The sequence below is a fragment of the Arthrobacter sp. genome (genome assembly GCF_031988865.1).
Classification (GTDB): domain Bacteria; phylum Actinomycetota; class Actinomycetes; order Actinomycetales; family Micrococcaceae; genus Arthrobacter_B.
This window is the reverse complement of record NZ_DALZXY010000037.1, coordinates 1-15,174: the sequence shown is the minus strand read 5'-3', so window position 1 is coordinate 15,174 and position 15,174 is coordinate 1. Positions and strand designations below refer to the sequence as shown.

The window sequence follows — 15,174 nt, the reverse complement described above, 5'->3', positions numbered from 1 at the left end:
CCGCGGCAGGCCGTGCTGGGGCGGAACCTGGCGGGAACCGTCGTCGCGGTGGGTTCCGGCGTCACCCGCTTTGCGCCCGGGGACACGGTCTACGGCATCGGCAAGGGTTCGTTTGCCCAGTACACAGCGGCACTCGAAAGCAAGCTCGCCCCCATGCCTGCCAATCTGGATTTTGACCAGGCCGCGGTGGTGCCGGTTTCCGGGCTGACCGCACTGCGCGCAGTCGACATTGCCCGGGTTTCCGCCGGCCAGAACGTGCTCGTCCTGGGCGCGGCGGGCGGAGTGGGGAGCTTTGGGGTGCAGCTGGCCGCCGCTGCCGGCGCCGAAGTCACCGGCGCCTGCTCCAGCAGCAAGGCCGGCTTTGTCCGCGGGCTTGGCGCCGCTCACACCCTTGATTACAGAACCGAGGACTTTGAGGCAGTACCGGACCGTTATGACGCCATTATCGACATCGCCGGCAACCCCTCGCTGGGCAGGCTCCGCCGTGCGCTGAAACCCGGCGGAACCGCGGCGATTGTTGGCGGCGAGGAAGGCGGCCGGCTGACCGGCGGCATGATTGAGCGCCAGCTCGGAGCCGCCATCCTCTCCCTCTTCGGGCACCAGCGGCTGAAGGGCGCGCTCGCCAAGGAAAGCGGCAGGGAGCTGGAACGGATCACTCCGCTGATCGAATCCGGAACCGTTACTCCCCGCGTCGACAGCCGTTACCCATTGGCTGACTTTGCGTCAGCGATGGAACGGCTCGAATCCGGGCAGGTGACGGGAAGTATCGTCCTGACTATCCGGCCGGACAGCTCGGACGGTTGACGGATCGGGCGACTGACAAATCGGACGACTGATGGCCGGCCACTGACCGCTTGACTGAACCCGCAAGGGCCTCACACCGTCAGTTCCGCCATGATCTGCGGCATGGCCTCGAGCAGTTCGCTGGCCAGGAAGCTGAGTGGGCCCTTCGAAGAGGAGAGCCTGTCCCCGGCCGCGGCATGCAGGTACGTCCCCCAGCAGGCCCCCTGGTCCGGAGAAGCACCCCGTGCCAGGAACCCGGCCACGGCCCCGGCGAGTACATCCCCACTGCCCGACGTCGCCAGGCCCGGGTTCCCCGCGGGAACCTCCCAGGCCCGCCCGTCGGGTGCGGTGATCCTTCCCCGGCTGGTAACGACGGCGCCATACCGGCGGGCGATTTCCGCAGCTGCCGCCGCGGCGTCCTGGACGTCGTCCTGGCCGAGCAGGCGCGCCGTCTCCGTCCGGTTGGGGGTGAGGACCAGCCGCCCGGCCAGGGTTTCGTGAATCCCGGCCAGGTCCCGGTACACCCCCAGCGCGTAGGCATCGAGTATCACGGCGGCGCTGCCGGGAATGTCACCGGCGATGCCCCGCAGCAGTTCGGCGGTGTCTTCGGCGTTATCCAGCCCGGGACCCACCACCACAACGTCGGCGGTCCCCAGATCCTCGGCCAGGGCTGCCTGCACAGCTGCACCGTCGATCCGGCCGCCGCGTTCCGGGAGCCCGACGGCGCCGCATTCCGGGAGCGCGACGGCGGAGGCCACGGCCACCGACTCCGCCACCGCGAGGGTCAGCCGTCCCGCCCCGGCACGGAGCGCGGTCCGGCCGGCCAGGAGGGCCGCCCCGGGCGTGCGGCGGGCGCCGCCGATCACCAGGACCGTGCCGCGGTCATCCTTGCCCTCGGCATCCCGGGGAACCTGCCATGCGCGCAGCGCTGCGGGAGTGATCAGCTCAGCGGGGGTGGACATCGTTCTCTCCCGAGTGTTCGGTGACCGGCGCTCCTGCCCAGGCCAGATGTTCCACTGCGTTGAATGCCGCAGCCACCCAGGTTCCGGTCCCGGACGGGCGGACCAGCCGGGTGAGCGATCCGTTGCGGACACTGTTCGTGGCGGCGATGTCCAGCAGCTCCGCTTCGGCCAGACCCTCGCAGACGTAGCGCATCAGCAGGATCACGGCATCGTGGCAGACCACCGCCACGCGCCGGCCGTCCTCGGCGTCGTCCAGGTCCCGCAGCAGGGAGCGCAGCCGCAGCGCAACGTCTGCCCAGGATTCCCCGCCCGGCGGCCGGTAGGCGAACTTCCCCAGCCGCTGCTTCCGCTGCGCTTCGATGGGATAGCGGGCGGCCACGCCGGCAGAGGTGAGCAGGTCCAGGATTCCCAGTTCCCGGTCCCGCAGCCGTTCATCGACCCTAAAGGGCGCTAGCCCCGCCAGTTCAGCGGTCTGCCGGGCACGCAGGTACGGCGAGCACCAGACGGATTCCGGCCGCTCCTGCGCGGGCAATCCGGCCAGCCACTCCCCCAGCGCTTGGGACTGCTGCTCCCCTGCCCCGCTCAGCGGCACATCCGCGTCCCGCAGGCCGACGTCGATTACTTCCGCTCCGGTGAGCTGCGCCTGCGTGGCCGCAACGTTGCCCGCGCTTTCGCCGTGCCGGATGAGGATCAGCTCTGTTGCACCCATTTGCCCGACTCTACCCCTGGCCCCCGCTGGGCCAAGGGGCTACGTGCCGGCCCGGAGGCGTTCATCGGTTTTTCCGCCGTTGCGCACGGTGAACGTCAGCAGCAGGCCCAGCGCCGCGAACACTGCCAGCAGGGTCAGGCCAACGAAGTAGCTGGAGTGCTCGGCGTCGTAGGTCGCCCCCATGACCAATGGTGGGAAGTACCCGCCCAGGCCGCCTGCCGCCGCAATGATGCCGCCGACCGTGCCAACGTCCCGCACCGGTGCGGCGCGTCCCACCCAGGCGAACACACCGCCGGTTCCCAGTCCCAGGAAGAGCGCCATCAGCAGGAAGGCCGTTCCGTAGACCCGTTCCTGGCTCGGCTGGAACGCCACCACCATGGCCAGGACCACGGTTCCCGCGAAGGAAACCAGCGTGACGATCTTCGGCCCCACCTTGTCCGCGATCGTCCCGCCGATTGGCCGGGCGATCACGGCGGCAACGGCGAAACCAGCGGTACGGGTGCCGGCCGCCGTCGCATCGTAGTCGTAGACGTTGCCCAGGTAGGTGGGGAGATAGTTGGAGAAGGCCACGAACGCACCAAAGACGATGCCATAGAGGAAGCAGAGCTGCCAGGTCACCTTGAGGGTGAAGGCGTGGCGGATCTTCGGCAGGGTGGGCTCCGTCGGCCGGCTCCACGCCGGGGACTCGCGCAGCACCAGCCAGCTCACCACTGCCATCGCAGCGACGATGCAGGCGATGATGAGATGCGTGTTGAAGTAGCCGACGGCGCTGACCAGCCGCGGGGTGAAGAACGCCGAGACGGCGGTGCCCACCATTCCGGCCCCGAACACGCCGGTGGCGAAGCCCTTGCGGGAGCGGTCGTACCAGGCCGAACAGAACGGGATGCCGATGGCGAAGACCGTGCCGGCGATGCCCAGGAAGAAGGCGACGACGACGATGAGGGCGTAGCTGCCCGTTTCGCCGGCCACGGCGGTAAGCAGGACCAGCGGCGCCGTCGTCCCCAGGACAATGGTGAACATCCGGCGTCCGCCGTACCGGTCTGTCCAGGCACCGACCGGGATCCGGGCAATCGACCCGACCAGGATAGGCATGGCCACCAGGACGGAGGCCTGGGTCGGATTCAGGTCCATCGATTGTGTATATCGGGCGGACAGCGGACCGATGATGGTCCAGGCCCAGAATCCGATGGTTGAGGCCACTGTGGCGGTGATCAGGTTCAGCAGCTGCCCGGACTTCAGATCCGGTGCCGCCGAGGGAGCGGATGACGCTGCCATGACTGTCCTATCTGTGGTTCCTCACTGCCCGGGAGCGCCTTTGCGGTCCCGGTCCGGGGTGCCAACCGGAGCCCATCCGGGGCGTGGAGCCAAGGCGCCCGGAGCATGCCGCTTCCCACGGGAGCGGTAAACGATGTAGGGCCGGAAAAGGTAGTGCAGCGGTGCGGTGAAGGCATGCACCAGCCTGGTGAAGGGCCAGATGGCGAAGAGTGCCAGGCCCCACAGCACGTGAATCTTGAAGGAGAGGCTCGCCGCTGTCATGGCGGCAATGTCCGGCTGGAAGATGAAGATCGACCGGAACCACGGGGAGACCGTTTCCCGGTAGTCGGTGACATCCGTGTCGAACACCGAGATCACCGTCGTGGCCAGTCCGGCCAGCAGGGCGCCCAGCAGCATAACGTACATGAACTTGTCATTGTTGGTCGTGGCCATAAAGACCGGGCCGGTGGTGCGGCGCCGGTAGATCAGCATCACGATGCCGACCAGGGTGCCTATCCCCGCGATGGTCCCGATGCTCAGGGCGAGCGCGTGGTAGGCGGTGTCGGACATCCCGAGGCCCTCGGTCCAGGACTGCGGAATCAGCAGTCCGACGATATGCCCCACGATCACGGCCAGGATGCCGAAGTGGAACAGCGGAGAGGCGATCCGCAGGATGCGTGCCTCATAGAGCTGGGACGAACGGGTGGTCCAGCCAAACTGGTCGTACCGGTACCGCCAGATGGACCCGAGGACGAGGACGGCGATCACCACGTACGGCAGCACACCCCAGAGCATCACGTCGCCGAGGGTGACGGTCACGTTCTCCGGCGGTGCTGTGTCCGTGGGAAAGCGAAGCGGAGCCATTATGGAGCTCATGGTGCGTTCCTTTCCGCCAGCGGCAGGAGCCGGGAGCTGTACGGCTCCAGCCCCACGGTCTCCGTGGGTGGCCCATAGCCGGCCGTGCGCATCACGGCCTGGGCGTCTTCGGGTGAGACTCCGGGAAGGGTGGAGCACACCATGGCCAGCACGTGCTGGTACGGCAGGTTCGCGTCCCGCAGGGCCAGGCGGAGCAGTTCCAGCGACGGCCGGTAGCGCTGAAGCAGCTCGTAGCCGTCCTTGGCGGAGACTTTCGCCGCGAATTCCAGCACCAGCGGCAGGTAATCCGGCAGCTCGGTGCCCTCCGGCAGCATCCCGTGCTCCCGGTAGATTTCCTTGAAGGCGGCCAGCGCTTCGCCTCGGCGGCGGGTATCCCCGTCGGTCCAATACGTCAGGTGCAGGCTGTGCCGCTTGGATAAGTCAAACTCCTGCACATAGTCCGCCTGCACTTCCGGCAGCGGCCGTCCGGTCAGCCAGTCGAGGAGTTCCTGCACACCCGTAAGCGGTGCGTCCACCTCTTCAAGTGCCTGGCGCAGGACCGGAAGCGAGGAGATCAGCTGCTCGTCCGGGTATTCCAACAGCAGTGCGGAGACCTGCCGGATCACGGCGCTGCGCCGCGGGAACCGGTCCGAGTAGGCTTCCGGCGCAAGGGTGCCTTTGCCGGGTTTGCCGAGCAGCTTCTCCAGCAGGCTCATGGCCGCTCGCCGCCGTCGCCCTGTCCGCGCGGGAACAGCCCCTGGGTGGAGCCGCGTCCGTCCCAGTTCAGCAGGTTGACCCGCCCGGTCATGTCCCGGTTCCCAGCCGGATCATCGCCACGTTGGCGCGCTTCCAGGGCGTTGAAGTTCTCCACCGCCACCGGCATCGGCCGGCCGGAGGCCTCCCCGAACACTCCGGTCTGGCCCATGCCGGGCCCGCCCTCCGTGTCCAGCGAGCAGCCGATTTCCTCCAGATTGTGAGCATCCTCGAGGTGGGCATTGGGAATGACGTAGCGCTCTTCATACTTGGCCACGGCCATCAGCCGGTACATCCGCACGATCTCTTCCCCGGTCATCCCCGCGCTCTGGGCGATCGACTCGTCCGGCGGGTCGCCCAGGGTGATGTTGCGCATGTAGGCGCGCATCGCGGCGAGCTTCCGCAGTACCGAGGTGACCAGGTCCGCGTCCCCGGCAGTGAAGAGCTCGGCGAGGTATTCCACCGGGATCCGCAGCGAGTCGATGGCGCCGAACAGGTTGCCGGCGTCCTCGCCGTCGTGCCCCGTATCCTTCAGGACGTCAACGATCGGGGACAGCGGCGGGACGTACCAGACCATGGGCATGGTCCGGTATTCCGGGTGCAGCGGCAGCGCCACGCGCAGTTCCTTGGCCAGGGCATACACCGGCGAGCGGCGGGCTGCATCCAGCCAGTCCTCCGGGATGCCCTCGGCGCGGGCCGCGGCAATGACCTCAGGATCGCGGGGATCCATCATCAGGTCCAGCTGGGCCTCGTAGAGATCCTGTTCATTGGGGGTTGAGGCGGCGGCGGTCACGCGGTCGGCGTCGTACAGGAAAATCCCGATGTACCGCAGCCGGCCCACGCAGGTCTCCGCGCACACCGTGGGGATGCCCACCTCGATCCGGGGATAGCAGAACGTACACTTCTCGGCCTTGCCGGAGCGGTGGTTGAAGTAGATCTTCTTGTACGGGCAGCCGGTGACGCACTGCCGCCAGCCGCGGCACCTGTCCTGGTCCACCAGCACAATGCCGTCTTCCTCGCGCTTGTAGATCGCGCCGGACGGACAGGAGGCCATGCAGGACGGGTTCAGGCAGTGTTCGCAGATCCGCGGCAGGTAAAACATAAACGTCTGGTCGAATTCGAATTTGACCTTGTCCTCGGCGTCACGGCGAAGTTTCTCCACGACCGGGTCCCGCTGCGCCAGCTCAGGCGCACCGCCGAGGCTGTCATCCCAGTTCGCGGACCATTCGATTTTCGTGTTGTCGCCGGTGATCAGGGACTTGGGCCGGGCCACCGGGAAGTCGCTGCCCGCCGGGGCCTGGATCAGGTTCTCGTAGTCATAGGTCCAGGGCTCGTAATAGTCGTTGAGCTCTGGCTGGACGGGGCTGGCGAAGAGCCCCATCAGCTTCGCCATCCGGCCGCCGGCCTTCAGCTTCAGGTTTCCGCGCCCGTTGAGCTCCCAGCCGCCCTTCCACTTCTCCTGGTCCTCGTACCGGCGGGGGTATCCCTGCCCGGGACGGGTCTCCACGTTGTTGAACCACACGTACTCGGTGCCGGCCCGATTCGTCCAGGCCTGTTTGCAGGTGACCGAACAGGTGTGGCAGCCGATGCACTTATCCAGCGCCATCACCATCGCGACCTGGGCCATGATCCTCATCAGTAGCTCACCTCCTGCGAGCGCTTACGGACCACCGAAACGATGTCCCGCTGGTTTCCGGTGGGGCCCAGGTAGTTAAAGGCCCAGGACAGTTGGGCGTACCCGCCGATCATGTGGGTGGGTTTGACCAGGATCCGCGTCACCGAGTTGTGGATGCCACCGCGGCGGCCGGTGGCCTCCGACTTCGGCGTATCGATGATCCGTTCCTGCGCATGATGGACAAATACGACGCCGGCCGGCATTCGGCTGCTGACGATCGCCCGGCCCACCAGCACGCCGTTGGTGTTCACGCATTCCACCCAGTCGTTATCCGAAACCTGGATCAGGGCCGCGTCCTGCGGACTCATCCACACGGCGGTGCCGCCGCGGGACAGCGAGAGCATAAACAGGTTGTCCTGGTATTCGGAGTGGATGGACCATTTGTTGTGCGGTGTCAGGTACCGCACCGCCACGGAAAGCTCGCCCCGGGTACCCAGCTGGGGTTCACCGAAGAGCCGGTGCATATCCAGCGGCGGACGGAAGATGGGCAGCGCCTCCCCCATGTCCCGGATCCAGTCGTGGTCCAGGAAGAAGTGCATCCGCCCGGTCAGCGTGTGGAACGGCTTCAGCCGCTCGATGTTGATCGTGAATGGAGCATAACGCCGGCCCCCCGTCTCGGAGCCGGACCATTCCGGTGAGGTGATCACCGGCGTCGGGCGGTCCTGGGTGTCGCGGAAGGTAATTAGTTTGTCCTCGGCACCCTCGGCCAGGTCCGCCAGCGGCGTGCCGGTGCGTTTCTCCAGGGTCTTGAACCCCTGGACGGCCAGTTCCCCGTTGGTGGTCCCGGAGAACAGCAGGATCGCTTCGGCCATCCTCGCGTCGGTGTCGATGGCGGGCCGGCCCCGTGCCGCCCCGGAGTCATAGACGCCGTGCTTGGCGGCCAGTTGCCGGACCTGTTTCGTGACGTCGAACTTGACGTATTTGGTGGTCAGGCCCAGCTTGTCGGCCAGCGGCCCCAACGCCACGAACTTTTCGCCAATCGCGGTGTAGTCCCGTTCCACGATGGCGAGGGTGGGCAGGTTCTTCCCGGGCACCGCGGGGATGTCCGTCCCTTTCCAGTCCGGGGCATGCCCGCCTGGCTGCGCGATTTCCCCGGGGGTGTCGTGGGTCAGCGCGGTGGCCACCAGGTCGTTGCGGACGCCCAGATGCTTCCCGGCCTGCCGGGAAAACTCCTCGGCGAGCAGGCGGAACAGATCGAAGTCCGACTTTGCTTCCCACGGCGGGGCGATCGCCGGGGTGAAGGCGTGCACGTACGGGTGCATGTCCGTGGAGGAGAGGTCGTACTTCTCATACCAGGTCGCCGCCGGGAACACGACGTCGGAGAGCAGCGTGGAACTGGTCATCCGGAAGTCCGCGGAGACCAGCAGGTCCAGCTTCCCCTGTGGGGCATCGTCCCGCCACACCACGTCCTTGGGCCGGGACTCGCCGTGGTCGTTGCCCATCACATTGTTCAGCGTGCCGAGCAGGTGCTTCTGGAAGTATTCCTCCCCCTTGGCAGAGGAGCCCAGCAGGTTGGAGCGCCACAGGATCAGGGTCCGCGGCCAGTTCTCCGGCGCATCGATATCCTCCACCGCGAAGCGCAGGCTGCCCTCCTTGAGGCGGTCCGCCACCCAGCGGGCCTCGGTTCGGGCCTCGCCGCGGGCGACGCCGGCGGCGGCCTCATCGGCGACGTCGAGGGAGTTTTTGGCGTCGAACTGGGGGAAGAAGGGCATCCAGCCCATCCGGGTGGACTTGGCAATCACGTCCGCGGAATGCATGCCGCGCAGGTGCCCTTCGGCCAGCGGCGACTGCACCGCGTCGGCTGAATACCCGTCGGACCGGAACTGGTCGGTGTGCATGTACCAAAAGGCGGTGCCGATCATAAACCGCGGCGGCCGGTTCCAGTCCCCGGCGGAGGCCATGGTGGCCCAGCCGGTGATCGGCCGGCATTTCTCCTGCCCCACGTAGTGCGCCCAGCCGCCGCCGTTGCGGCCCTCGCAGCCGGTGAGCATCAGCATGGCCAGGATCGCCCGGTAGGTCACGTCCCCGTGGTACCACTGGCAGATCCCGGCACCGAGGATGATCATCGAACGGCCCTTGGATTTTTCCGCGTTGGCCGCGAATTCCCGGGCGGTGCGGATCACGGCCGACGGCTTGATGGAGGTTAGTTCCTCCTGCCAGGCCGGCGTGTAGGCCGTGCCGGCGTCGTCGTAGCCTGCGGCCCAGTCCCCCGGCAGTCCGTCCCGGCCCACACCGTATTGGGCCAGCATCAGGTCAAAGACCGTGGTGACCCGTTTCCCGGCGACTTCCATGACCGGCACACCGCGGTGGACCACGCTGCCGGCACCGGAGGGGTCTTCGAACACCGGCAGGTCCACGGTGCTTGCCTCGCGCGCCCAGGAAGCGGCGTCGGCCAGCGAGAGTGCCGGCCGAACCCCCTGCAGGTCCAGGTTCCACTTCCCGGCGTCGTCGTCGTTATAGCGGAAGCCCAGCGAACCGTTGGGCACATTCGGCAGTCCCGAGTCCTGGTCCAGCAGCACCGTCTTGAACGCCGCGTCCGGCGCCGCCGCCTCGGCCCCGCCCAGGTCCGCGGCGGTGAGGAACTTTCCCGGCACAGTGGTGCCGCCCGGGCCGTCCACCAGCGTGACCAGGAAGGGCAGGTCGGTGTACTGCACCACGTAATCCGCGAAGAACGGCACCCGCCGGTCCACGAAGTTCTCCTTGAGGATCACGTGCCCCATGGCCATCGCGAGCGCGGCATCCGAGCCGGCCTGGGCGGGCAGCCATTCATCGGCAAACTTGGTGTTATCCGCATAGTCCGGGCTGACCGAAACCACTTTCGTGCCCCGGTAGCGGCCCTCGACCATCCAGTGCGCATCCGGTGTCCGGGTGACCGGGATATTCGAGCCCCACATCATCAGATAGGTGGCGTCCCACCAATCCCCGGATTCCGGAACATCCGTCTGGTCGCCGAAGACCTGCGGGCTGGCCACCGGAAGGTCCGCGTACCAGTCATAGAAGCTGTTCATCACGCCGCCGATGAGGTTGATGAACCGTGCACCGGCCGCGTGGGAGACCATGGACATCGCCGGAATCGGGGAGAAGCCGGTGCAGCGGTCCGGGCCGTAGTTCTTGACCGTGGAGACGTGCGCTGCCGCCGTCATTTCCAGGGCTTCCTGCCAGCTCGAGCGCACCAGCCCGCCCTTACCGCGTGCCTGCTGCCAGGTTCGGCGCTTCTCCGGATCGGCAATCAGGGCCTCCCACGCAAGCACGGGGTCACCGCCCACGCTCCGCTTGGCTTCCCGGTAGAGGTCAAGCAGCACTCCGCGGATGTAGGGATAGCGGACCCGGGTGGGCGAATAGGTGTACCAGGAGAACGCGGCTCCGCGCGGGCAGCCCCGGGGTTCATACTCCGGGCGGTCCGGGCCCACCGTTGGATAGTCGGTTTCCTGTGCTTCCCAGGTGATGATCCCGTCCTTGACGTAGACCTTCCAGGAACAGGAACCCGTGCAGTTCACGCCGTGCGTGGACCGGACCACTTTGTCGTGGCTCCAGCGGTTTCGGTAGAAGGCATCGCCTTTGCGTCCGCCTTCGCGGAAGACCGCTCGGCCATCGGCCGTTTCGTCCCAGCGGGTGAAGAACCTGCCGAGCTTGAGCAATGCATCGGATGCGGGGCCGTCTGTCCCCGTGACGGAGCTGCTAGCCATCCTTACAAGCTACGCTCGGGCTCGAAACGGCAACAAGGCTCATGTTCGAAACCCGGCCGGCGGCGGTCCATTCCACTTTTGCCCGGCCCCGAGTGGTCTTCGAAAAGGGGCCCTTGCCCACCGCGATAAACTCATCAACGTGAGCAAACTACTTCCCGCGCAGGTCTCTGACATCTTCGATCCCCGGCAATGGAGGGTAGTCGACGGCTTCGAGGACTTCTCGGACATGACCTACCACCGCCAGGTGGAGCGCGACGCCGACGGCAGCGTGCTGCGCGATCTCCCCACGGTGCGGATCGCCTTCAACCGCCCGGAGGTGCGCAACGCCTTCCGTCCCGGAACGGTGGATGAGCTCTACCGCGCCATGGACCACGCCCGGATGACTCCGGACGTTGCCACCGTCCTGCTCACCGGCAACGGCCCTTCCCCCAAGGACGGCGGGCATTCCTTCTGCTCCGGCGGGGACCAGCGGATCCGCGGCCGCGATGGCTACCGCTACGCCGATGGAGAGACTAAGGAAACCATCGATCCGGCCCGCGCCGGCCGGCTGCATATCCTCGAGGTGCAGCGCCTGATGCGGACCATGCCCAAGGTGGTCATCGCCGTCGTCAACGGCTGGGCGGCGGGCGGCGGGCACAGCCTGCATGTGGTCGCGGACCTGACCATCGCCTCCCGCCAGTACGGGAAGTTCAAGCAGACGGACGCCACGGTGGGCAGCTTCGACGCAGGTTACGGCTCCGCCCTGCTGGCCCGGCAGATCGGCCAGAAACGCGCCCGCGAGATCTTCTTCCTGGCCCGCGAATACTCCGCCGAGGACATGGTGGCCATGGGCGCGGTCAACGAGGCCGTGGACCACGAGGATCTGGAGAAGGTGGCCCTGTCATACGCCGCGGACATTGCCCGGCAGTCCCCGCAGGCCCTGCGTATGCTGAAGTTCGCGTTCAACCTGGCCGACGACGGCCTGGCCGGCCAGCAGGTCTTCGCCGGTGAAGCGACGCGGCTGGCGTACATGACTGATGAGGCGGTGGAGGGTAAGGAAGCGTTCCTGGCCAAACGGGACCCGGATTGGTCCTCCTTCCCCTACTACTTCTAGGACGTTATGGAACTGCTCCCCGTCCATACGCCCGCCGGGTACCACGCCGGAGACCTCCTGGCCCCGCTGGCTGCTGCCCTGGCCGGCGAAGGCCCGGCTGTGGCACCGCATGCCGACCCGGCCCAGACCTTCTCCGGGGAACTGCCCAACGATGACATTGCCCTGGTCATCAGCACCTCGGGGTCCACCGGCACACCCAAGCAGACGATGCTCAGCATCGACGCGCTGGCGGCGTCCTCCATGGCCACCGCCGAGTCGCTGCAGAAGGACGGGCAGTGGCTGCTGGCACTGCCCGTGCATTTCATCGCCGGGGTCCAGGTCCTCGTCCGGTCGCTCTTCGCGGGAACCGAACCTGTCCTGCTGGACACTGCGAAGCCGTTTGACCCGGCAGCCTTCACGTCTGCGGCCCGGGAGCTGACCGACCGGACCCGGCTGACGTCCCTGGTCCCGACCCAGCTGCACCGCCTGCTCACCGATCCTGCCGAGGAGACGCTGAAGGCGCTGCGCCGCTTCGACGCGATCCTGCTCGGCGGCGCCGCGGCCGGACCGGCGCTGCTGGCGGAAGCCCGCGGGCTGGGACTCAATGTGGTGACCACCTACGGGATGAGCGAGACCGCCGGCGGCTGCGTGTACGACGGCGTTCCGCTGCCGGGTGTGGAGGTCCAAGACTACGAAGGCCGGCTTTGGATCGCCGGGGAGTTGCTGGCCGACGGCTATCTGGGGGCGCCGGAGCTGACCGCCGAGCGGTTTGCCTTCCACTCCGGCAAGCGCTGGTTCCGTACGGATGACACCGGTTCCGTGGCCACCGACGGCACCGTCACGGTGACCGGGCGGCTGGACGACGTGATAGTCACCGGCGGGGTCAAGGTCTCCGGTGCGGCAGTGACCGCGGCCGCGGAACAGCTGCCCGAGGTACACCAGGCCGTGGCCGTGGGGCTGCCCGACGACGAGTGGGGCGCCGTCGTCGGACTCGTCGTCGTCGGTTCAGTGCCCCTGGACCGCCTGCGCGGGACGATCCGGGAAGCCCTCGGCGCCCCGGCCGTTCCCAAAATTGTGGTGGAGCTGGAACGGATGCCGCTGCTGCCCAACGGCAAGACCGACCGGGTGGCCGTCCGCCGGCTGCTGGGTGCCGCCAAGCACTAAAGTCCGCCCGCGTCCCTCCCGTTTTCGTCCTGCGCGGCACGGTGCGGGAGAATACTACTGGCCCGGCGCTGCACCGCCGGGGAATTCCACCAGCAAAAACAGAAGGAAGTTACTGTGGCCACAGCGGCTCAATGGTTCGAAGGAGCACGCCCCCGGACACTGCCGATGGCCGTAGCCCCCGTCATTATCGGTTCTGCGGCGGCATTCGACCTTGGATCCTTCCGCTGGGTCAATGCAGTGCTGGCCGCTGTCGTGGCGATCCTGCTGCAGGTTGGTGTCAACTACGCCAATGACTATTCCGACGGCGTCCGCGGCACCGATGACAACCGGGTCGGGCCGCTGCGCCTGACCGGCTCCGGCGCGGCCGCGGCGAAGAAGGTCAAATACGCGGCCTTCGCCAGCTTCGGCGTCGCCATGGCCGCCGGGCTGGCCCTTGTTCTCCTTTCGCAGGCCTGGTTCCTGCTGCTGGTGGGCATCGGCTGCATTGCCGCCGCCTGGGGCTACACCGGCGGGCGCAATCCCTACGGGTACATGGGCCTGGGCGATGTGTTCGTGTTTGTGTTCTTCGGACTCGTTGCCACGCTAGGCACCACCTACACGCAGGCCGGAGAAGTCAGTGCGGCTGCCTGGATTGGCGCGGTATCGACCGGCCTGATCGCCACTGCCCTGCTGATGGCCAACAACGTGCGGGATATCCCAACGGACCGCGAATCCGGGAAACGGACGCTCGCGGTCCGGCTGGGCGACGACGCCGCCCGGATCAGCTACGTCATGATGCTGGCGCTGGCGCTGCTGCTGCCCCTGCTGCTGGTGGGGAACTACCCGTGGGTGCTGCTGGTCCTGCTGCTGATCCCGGCCTGCCTGATGCCCAGCTGGCTGATGCTCAAGGGCAAGAAGCGCCGCAGCCTCATCCCGGTGCTGAAGCAGACCGGCCTGATCAACCTCGGCTTCAGCCTGCTCTACGGCCTGGCGCTGGTGCTGACGCAGCTGCTCGCGGGCTAAGCACCACGGCGGCTGCCTCCGGCGTCCGGTACCGGGTTACGCCCAGGACCACGCTAAGGAACACGACGGCGGAGGCCAGCAGGAACACCAGTGCCGTCAGCCATCCGGCGTCGATCCAGGCTGCGGCGCTTCCCGCTGAGTGGCCGGGTGCTACACCAGCCAGGATTCCGACGGCGCTCCAGGAAAGCAGATGGACACCGGCCGCCGCCGCTCCAAGATGCCCACAGGGCCTGCGCTGAGACGGCACCGCTCAGCCGCCCAAAAGGTGGCGCTCGTGGGCAAAGGACACGAGCTGGATCCGGGTGCGCAGCTCCAGCTTGTCCAGGACACTGCGCAGATGCGTCTTGATCGTTGCTTCGGAGACAAAAAGGTTCTGCGCCATTTCACTGTTGCTCAGCCCCTTGGCGGTCAGCAGGAAGACATCCCGTTCGCGCGCTGACAGGACCTCAAGGACGGATAGGTCCGGGGGCGCAGCGGGAGCATTGCGGGCGGCGTGCTCAAAGAGCGAGTGGATGGACCCGGGAGCGATCACTGAGTAACCCGAGTGAACGGTCCGGATGGCTGCGAGGAGGAATTCCGGTTCGGCGCTTTTGAGCAGGTAACCGCTGGCACCGGCCTGGACTGCCTGCACCACGGCCTGGTCCCGGTTAAAGGTGGTCAGCGCGATGATCCGCGGGTGCTCGGTGCCGGCAGTATCAGCTGCTTCGATGATCCTGCGCGTGGCAGAGACTCCGTCCAGCACGGGCATGCGCAGGTCCATCAGCATCACGTCGGGCCGCTGTTCTGCCGCCAGTTCCGCCGCTTCCTCCCCATCCCCGGCTTCCCAGCAGAACTCCATGTCCTCCTGGCTTTCGATGAGCATACGGATTCCCGCCAAAAACAACGGCTGGTCGTCCACGAGGGCAACGGAGATGCGGGCGCCGGCCTTAGACATTGCTGTGGTCCTTAGCTGCCGGGGCCGCCAATGCCAGGCTTCCGCCTGCCGGGAGAGCTGCGGCTGCCCCGGTCCGGGTCTCAGGGGAGCCGTACGGAATAAAGACCGTTACCCGGAAGTGCTCGCCGTCGGGCCCGGCAGTGAGCCATCCTCCCGCCAGGTGCGCCCGTTCGCGCATCCCGGCCAGCCCGCGTCCGGGGCGGCGGGACGCTTCGGCCGGTCCGGTCTGCTGGGCCGGCGCGGTGTGGTGGGCGGGCGCGGTGTGGTGGGCCGCTTCGGTTGGCTGGGCAAGATCCGAAGCAGCATGCAGGGGAAGTCCAGGCCC

General features: G+C 67.3%; 12 protein-coding genes and 1 pseudogene. 4 read left to right on the top strand and 9 right to left on the bottom strand.

From position 1 onward, the window contains the following. On the top strand, positions 1–804 hold an 804-nt coding region (locus RTN46_RS08670), incomplete at its 5' end, for an NAD(P)-dependent alcohol dehydrogenase (RefSeq protein ID WP_312180608.1). Between the two features lie 71 nt (positions 805–875). Here RTN46_RS08670 and RTN46_RS08665 read toward each other — a convergent pair. Genes RTN46_RS08665 through RTN46_RS08635 form a run of 7 tightly spaced genes read right to left on the bottom strand, consistent with a single transcriptional unit; the run spans position 876 to position 10,677 of the window. After that, positions 876–1,745 carry an NAD(P)H-hydrate dehydratase gene (locus RTN46_RS08665; RefSeq protein ID WP_312180607.1) on the bottom strand — a complete coding sequence of 290 codons (870 nt, stop codon included), beginning with the start codon at positions 1,743–1,745 and terminating at the stop codon, positions 876–878. Further along, positions 1,729–2,454, bottom strand: coding sequence for a histidine phosphatase family protein (locus RTN46_RS08660; RefSeq protein WP_312180605.1), 726 nt, complete (start codon positions 2,452–2,454; stop codon positions 1,729–1,731). Before RTN46_RS08660 ends, RTN46_RS08665 begins: the two co-directional genes overlap by 17 nt. Positions 2,455–2,493: 39 nt before the next feature. Then, positions 2,494–3,729, bottom strand: coding sequence for an MFS transporter (locus RTN46_RS08655; RefSeq protein WP_312180604.1), 1,236 nt, complete (start codon positions 3,727–3,729; stop codon positions 2,494–2,496). 21 nt (positions 3,730–3,750) lie between these two features. Next, positions 3,751–4,584: a respiratory nitrate reductase subunit gamma gene (gene narI, locus RTN46_RS08650; protein ID WP_396157532.1), complete on the bottom strand. Its 834-nt coding sequence runs from the start codon at positions 4,582–4,584 to the stop codon at positions 3,751–3,753. Next, positions 4,581–5,279 (bottom strand): nitrate reductase molybdenum cofactor assembly chaperone, encoded by a 699-nt coding sequence (narJ, locus tag RTN46_RS08645; RefSeq protein ID WP_312180602.1) that lies wholly within the window; start codon positions 5,277–5,279, stop codon positions 4,581–4,583. The genes narI and narJ overlap by 4 nt, the downstream gene beginning before the upstream one ends. Further along, on the bottom strand, positions 5,276–6,952 hold the full coding sequence (gene narH / locus RTN46_RS08640) for a nitrate reductase subunit beta (protein ID WP_312180601.1): 1,677 nt from the start codon (positions 6,950–6,952) through the stop codon (positions 5,276–5,278). The genes narJ and narH overlap by 4 nt, the downstream gene beginning before the upstream one ends. After that, the gene (locus tag RTN46_RS08635) at positions 6,952–10,677 is read right to left on the bottom strand and encodes a nitrate reductase subunit alpha (RefSeq protein ID WP_312180599.1); all 3,726 of its coding nucleotides are present in this window, start codon (positions 10,675–10,677) and stop codon (positions 6,952–6,954) included. The genes narH and RTN46_RS08635 overlap by 1 nt, the downstream gene beginning before the upstream one ends. Before the next feature lie 139 nt (positions 10,678–10,816). Between RTN46_RS08635 and RTN46_RS08630 the strand changes: the two genes are divergently transcribed. The 3 genes from RTN46_RS08630 to RTN46_RS08620 all read left to right on the top strand — a co-directional run bounded on the left by RTN46_RS08630 (position 10,817) and on the right by RTN46_RS08620 (position 13,915). After that, the gene (locus tag RTN46_RS08630; protein WP_312180598.1) at positions 10,817–11,770 is read left to right on the top strand and encodes a 1,4-dihydroxy-2-naphthoyl-CoA synthase; all 954 of its coding nucleotides are present in this window, start codon (positions 10,817–10,819) and stop codon (positions 11,768–11,770) included. A gap of 6 nt (positions 11,771–11,776) precedes the next feature. Then, on the top strand, positions 11,777–12,913 hold the full coding sequence (locus RTN46_RS08625) for an AMP-binding protein (protein WP_312180596.1): 1,137 nt from the start codon (positions 11,777–11,779) through the stop codon (positions 12,911–12,913). 114 nt (positions 12,914–13,027) lie between these two features. Beyond that, positions 13,028–13,915, top strand: coding sequence for a 1,4-dihydroxy-2-naphthoate polyprenyltransferase (locus RTN46_RS08620; RefSeq protein WP_312180595.1), 888 nt, complete (start codon positions 13,028–13,030; stop codon positions 13,913–13,915). Between the two features lie 250 nt (positions 13,916–14,165). Here RTN46_RS08620 and RTN46_RS08615 read toward each other — a convergent pair whose 3' ends face one another. Both RTN46_RS08615 and RTN46_RS08610 read right to left on the bottom strand, forming a co-directional pair. Beyond that, positions 14,166–14,849, bottom strand: coding sequence for a response regulator transcription factor (locus tag RTN46_RS08615; RefSeq protein WP_312180594.1), 684 nt, complete (start codon positions 14,847–14,849; stop codon positions 14,166–14,168). Next, a pseudogene (locus RTN46_RS08610) lies at positions 14,842–15,174 on the bottom strand (hypothetical protein); the annotation flags it as partial. The gene RTN46_RS08615 and the pseudogene RTN46_RS08610, both read right to left, overlap by 8 nt.